The sequence below is a fragment of the Thomasclavelia cocleata genome (assembly GCF_900102365.1).
In the GTDB taxonomy this organism is placed as follows: Bacteria; Bacillota_I; Bacilli_A; order Erysipelotrichales; family Coprobacillaceae; genus Thomasclavelia; species Thomasclavelia cocleata.
Genome location: NZ_FOIN01000078.1, coordinates 1 through 4,473 on the forward strand (window position 1 = coordinate 1; position 4,473 = coordinate 4,473).

A 4,473-nucleotide genomic window follows, 5' to 3' on the forward strand; every position below is an offset into this window, starting at 1 on the left:
AAGACCCCTTAAAGACGATAAGGTTGATAGGTCAGGAGTGTAAGCATGGCGACATGTTAAGCGGACTGATACTAATAGGTCGAGGACTTAACCTAGAGAAGAAAGGTTAAGGCTTGAGAGAAAAGGAAGACAAAAGACGCAGTAGAACTATTATCCGGTTTTGAGTGATTCTCAAAAGGGATTGCTTAAAAAAGAAGATCTGGTAGCGATAGCATGATGGACACACCTGTACCCATACCGAACACAGAAGTTAAGCATCATAACGGCGAAGATAGTACTGCGGTGCGACAATAGCAAGCTGCCGGTTCTTTTTTTTGTCTTTTTTTATTTCCTCGTACTTTCTTCTGGAATTTTTATTGTTGTAAATATTTATCTTTTCTATTGTCAAATGCCTTTAAAAACGTTATAATATTTAGGTATAATAACACGTTGATAAGGAGTAGTAGATAAGGAAGTTGTTTTAGAGAGGAAGATATTTTGGTGTAAATCTTCTACGATTGAATTATTGAATTCACCTTGGAGTGCGATTAATCATCGCCGTTTAGACTTCGTTACAGTCAATTAAGTGCATGATTATTAATCATGAATTAGGATGGTACCGCGATATAATCGTTCCTATTTGGAGCGATTTTTTATATTTTAGGAGGGAATTAAATGGAAAATGAATTATTAATGATTAAAGAAGAAGCATTGGCTAAGTTAGATAACTGTTCTTCTTTAAAAGAGTTAAATGATATTCGGATATTATATCTAGGTAAAAAAGGTCCAATACAAGAAGCTATGAAATCAATGAAGGATATGGCTGCTGAGGATCGCAAAGTTTTTGGACAAACTTCTAATTTAGTAAAACAGGAATTATCTAAAGCAGTTGAGGATAGAAAAGAAATTTTAGAGAATCAAGCTATTTTAGATAAAATTAATGAAGAACAAATTGATATAACTTTACCAAGTTATAAATTAGATCAAGGGACATTACATCCTTTATCAACAATTGTAGCTGAAATAGAAGAGTTGTTTTTAGGGATGGGGTATCAAATTGCTGAAGGTCCTGAAGTGGAAACAGATTATTTTAATTTTGAGTTAATGAATTTGCCAAAGGGTCATCCAGCACGTGATATGCAAGATACTTTTTATATTGATGAAAATACTTTGATGAGAACACATACTTCTCCGGTTCAGGCTCATGCAATGCTTGAAGCACAAGGTAAAGGACCAATTAAAGTTATTTGTCCAGGTAAAACATATCGTCGAGATGATGATGATGCTACACATTCTCATCAATTCATGCAATGTGAAGGATTAGTTGTTGATAAGAATATTACTATGGCTGATTTGAAAGGAACTTTAGAAGTATTTGCACGCAAATTTTTTGGTGAAAAACGTGAAGTACGTTTACGCCCTTCATATTTTCCATTTACTGAACCATCAGTAGAGGTGGATATTTCATGTCATAATTGTGGAGGAAAGGGTTGTTCAATGTGTAAACATACTGGTTGGATAGAAATTCTAGGTGCTGGCATGGTTAATCCTCGTGTTCTTGAAATGTGTGGATTTGATAGCGAAGTATATCAAGGTTTTGCTTTTGGAATTGGAATGGAACGAGTTGCTATGCTTAAATATGGTATTGATAATATTCGTGATTTCTATAATGATGATATTAGATTTTTAAATCAATTTAGTAGAAAGGAGTAAAGTAATGGATATTAGTTTAAAAGTATTAAATAGATATGTAAAAGTTGATGATCAGGATCCTGAAGAATTAGCTGATAGAATCACTTCAATTGGTTTAGAAGTGGAAGGAATACATGAACTGGCCAAAGGAAATAATATGACTATTGGTTATATTAAAGAATGTAATGCACATCCTGATAGTGATCATTTAAATATATGCCAGGTTGAAGTTAAGCCTGGTGAAATAAAACAGATTGTATGTGGAGCCCCTAATGTAGCTAAAGGACAGAAAGTAATTGTAGCTAATCCTGGTTGTGATTTTGGTGGAGGATTTGTAATTAAAGAGAGTAAAATTAGAGGTGTTGAATCTAATGGTATGATTTGCTCAATTGCTGAATTAGGCTTAGACCAGCGATTATTGAAACCAGAAGATAAAGATGGGATACATGTTTTAGATGCAGATGCACCTATAGGTGAAGATCCACTTGAATATATAGGGTTAAAAGATACGATTTTAGAAATAGGGCTAACTCCAAATCGTTCTGATTGTATGGCTTTGACTTCATTTGCTTATGAAGTAGCTGCCATCTTAAATCGTAAAGTCAATTTGCCAAAAGTTACTCCAAATGGAATTGATGGTAGTGAAATAAACGTAAAAGTTGAAACTGAATTATGTTCATTTTTTGGGGCGAAATTAGTTAAAGGTGTAACAACGAAAGAATCTCCAGCATGGCTTAAAAATGCTTTGATTGCAAGTGGTATAAAGCCAATTAATAATATAGTAGATATTTCTAATTTTGTGATGTTAGAAACTGGACAACCTATTCATATGTATGATTATGATAAATTAGATAAAAAAGAGTTCGTAGTTAAGACAGGATTTGATTGTAAGGAGATAATGTTAGATGGTGAAGAATATAAAATTGAGCCTAATGATATTATTGTTTCAACCGATGATGGAATTGGTTGTATAGCAGGAGTTATGGGAGCTAATAGTACTAAAATTGATGAAAATACAACTAATATTGTTATTGAAGCTGCTACATTTGATGGTGCAAGTTTGAGAGAAACAGCACGTCGCTTAAATTTATTGACAGATGCTTCTCAACATTATATTAAAGGAGCATTAAATACTGCTAATTCTTTAAATGTTTTAGAACGATGTGCTAATCTTTTGGTTGAATTAGCAGATGGTCAAGAAACTTATAAAAGTGTTACAACTGCTTTAAAAATTGAAGATCGTCATGTAAAAGTTAGTACTTCAAAAGTAAATGGATTATTGGGAACAAGTATAACTACTGATGAAATTAAAGATATATTTAGTGCATTAAAATTTGAATTTACTGCTAATGGTGAAGATTTTATTGTAAAAGTTCCAACTTATCGTAATGATATTGCACTTGCTGCTGATTTAATTGAAGAAGTTGCAAGAATATATGGCTATGATAAAATTCCTTCAACATTACCAGAAATGTCAATGACTGTTGGTAAAAGAACCAATGTACAAACTAAGAGACATTTGATTCGTAATTTATTAAAAGATCAAGGCTTACATGAAACTTTAACTTATTCATTAACATCACCAGCAATGGTAAATGATTTTAATATTTTTCATACAAATGATACAGTTAAATTAGCAATGCCATTAGGTGAGGAAAGAAGTGTAACGAGAAAATCAATAGTTGGTTCTTTATTACAAGTAATAAATTATAATCAATCTCATAATATCAAGGATGTTAATATCTTTGAATTATCAACTACCTACTCAAAAGATGTTGAGTTGCAAAATTTAGCAATTGCTTGTTGTGGTGAATATAATGGTTTACCATTCAAACAAATTTCATATAAAGCAGATTACTATTTAGTAAAAGGTTTTGTTGAAACGATATTTAAAAATTTAGGAATTGAAGAATCACGATATAAATTAGTACGTGCGAATCAAGATGATAAGAATTATCATCCTGGAAGAACTGCATACATTATGATTGGTAAAGAAATAGTTGGGGTAGTTGGTAATATTCATCCATTGTTGGAAAAGAAATATGATGTTAAAGATGTATATATCGTAGAATTAAATTTAACAACTCTACTAAATATGAAAACTAGTAAAGTTAAATTTACAGAAATTCCTATGTATCCATCTGTGAGCCGTGATATTGCTTTAGTTATGGATCAAGATGTTCCAACATATGATGTATGTCGTAAGATTATTCAAGCGAGTAAACAACTTGTTAAAGAGGCAAAGATTTTTGATGTTTATATAGGAGAACATATTGAAGCTGGTAAAAAATCAGTTGCAATCAATTTGCTTTTCCAAGATTCAAAAGGGACATTAGATGAAGCAACAGTAAATAACTCAATGAATAAAATTTTAGCTGCAGTGGAAAAAGATTTTGGAGCAGTACTAAGAGGTTAATAGTTATTTATGTAAAAAAACAGTACAAGAAAATTCAATGTCATTAAGTTAAGAAGATAAGAAAGAAGTCATAAGTATAGAATATAAAAAATCTATGCTTATGGCTTTATTTTATGTACACAAAAAAGTACAGTCTTGAAACTGCTTTTCCAAAGGTATATAATAGTCGTGTGTTAGTCAAACCTATAGTTGAAACATACGACTTTTTTGGCAGAAACATGACGTGTGCTTGTTCTTCCTGGTCGGACAGGAAGTATTTCTTTGGCTATCAGGTTCTCAACGGGTGATTTTTTACCCGTTTTTTTGTTTAGAAACCTTCTTATGATATGCGATGCCCTTGTAAAATTAATTTGATATGTATACTTTGTCTTCTTTTTTATTATCTT

General features: G+C 31.7%; 2 protein-coding genes, 2 rRNA genes and 1 other annotated feature. All 4 genes read left to right on the top strand.

Going from position 1 to position 4,473, the window contains the following annotated elements:
- Nucleotides 1-95, top strand: a 23S ribosomal RNA gene (locus BMW96_RS13715); the annotation flags it as partial.
- Between the two features lie 103 nt (nucleotides 96-198).
- Nucleotides 199-307, top strand: a 5S ribosomal RNA gene (gene rrf / locus BMW96_RS13720).
- Between the two features lie 113 nt (nucleotides 308-420).
- Nucleotides 421-620 (top strand) — a binding site (T-box leader).
- 34 nt (nucleotides 621-654) lie between these two features.
- Nucleotides 655-1,692 (top strand): phenylalanine--tRNA ligase subunit alpha, encoded by a 1,038-nt coding sequence (gene pheS, locus BMW96_RS13725; protein WP_092357131.1) that lies wholly within the window; start codon nucleotides 655-657, stop codon nucleotides 1,690-1,692.
- Between the two features lie 4 nt (nucleotides 1,693-1,696).
- Complete coding sequence (gene pheT / locus BMW96_RS13730) at nucleotides 1,697-4,087, top strand: phenylalanine--tRNA ligase subunit beta (protein ID WP_092357134.1); 2,391 nt, start codon at nucleotides 1,697-1,699, stop codon at nucleotides 4,085-4,087.
- Nucleotides 4,088-4,473 lie beyond the last annotated feature (386 nt).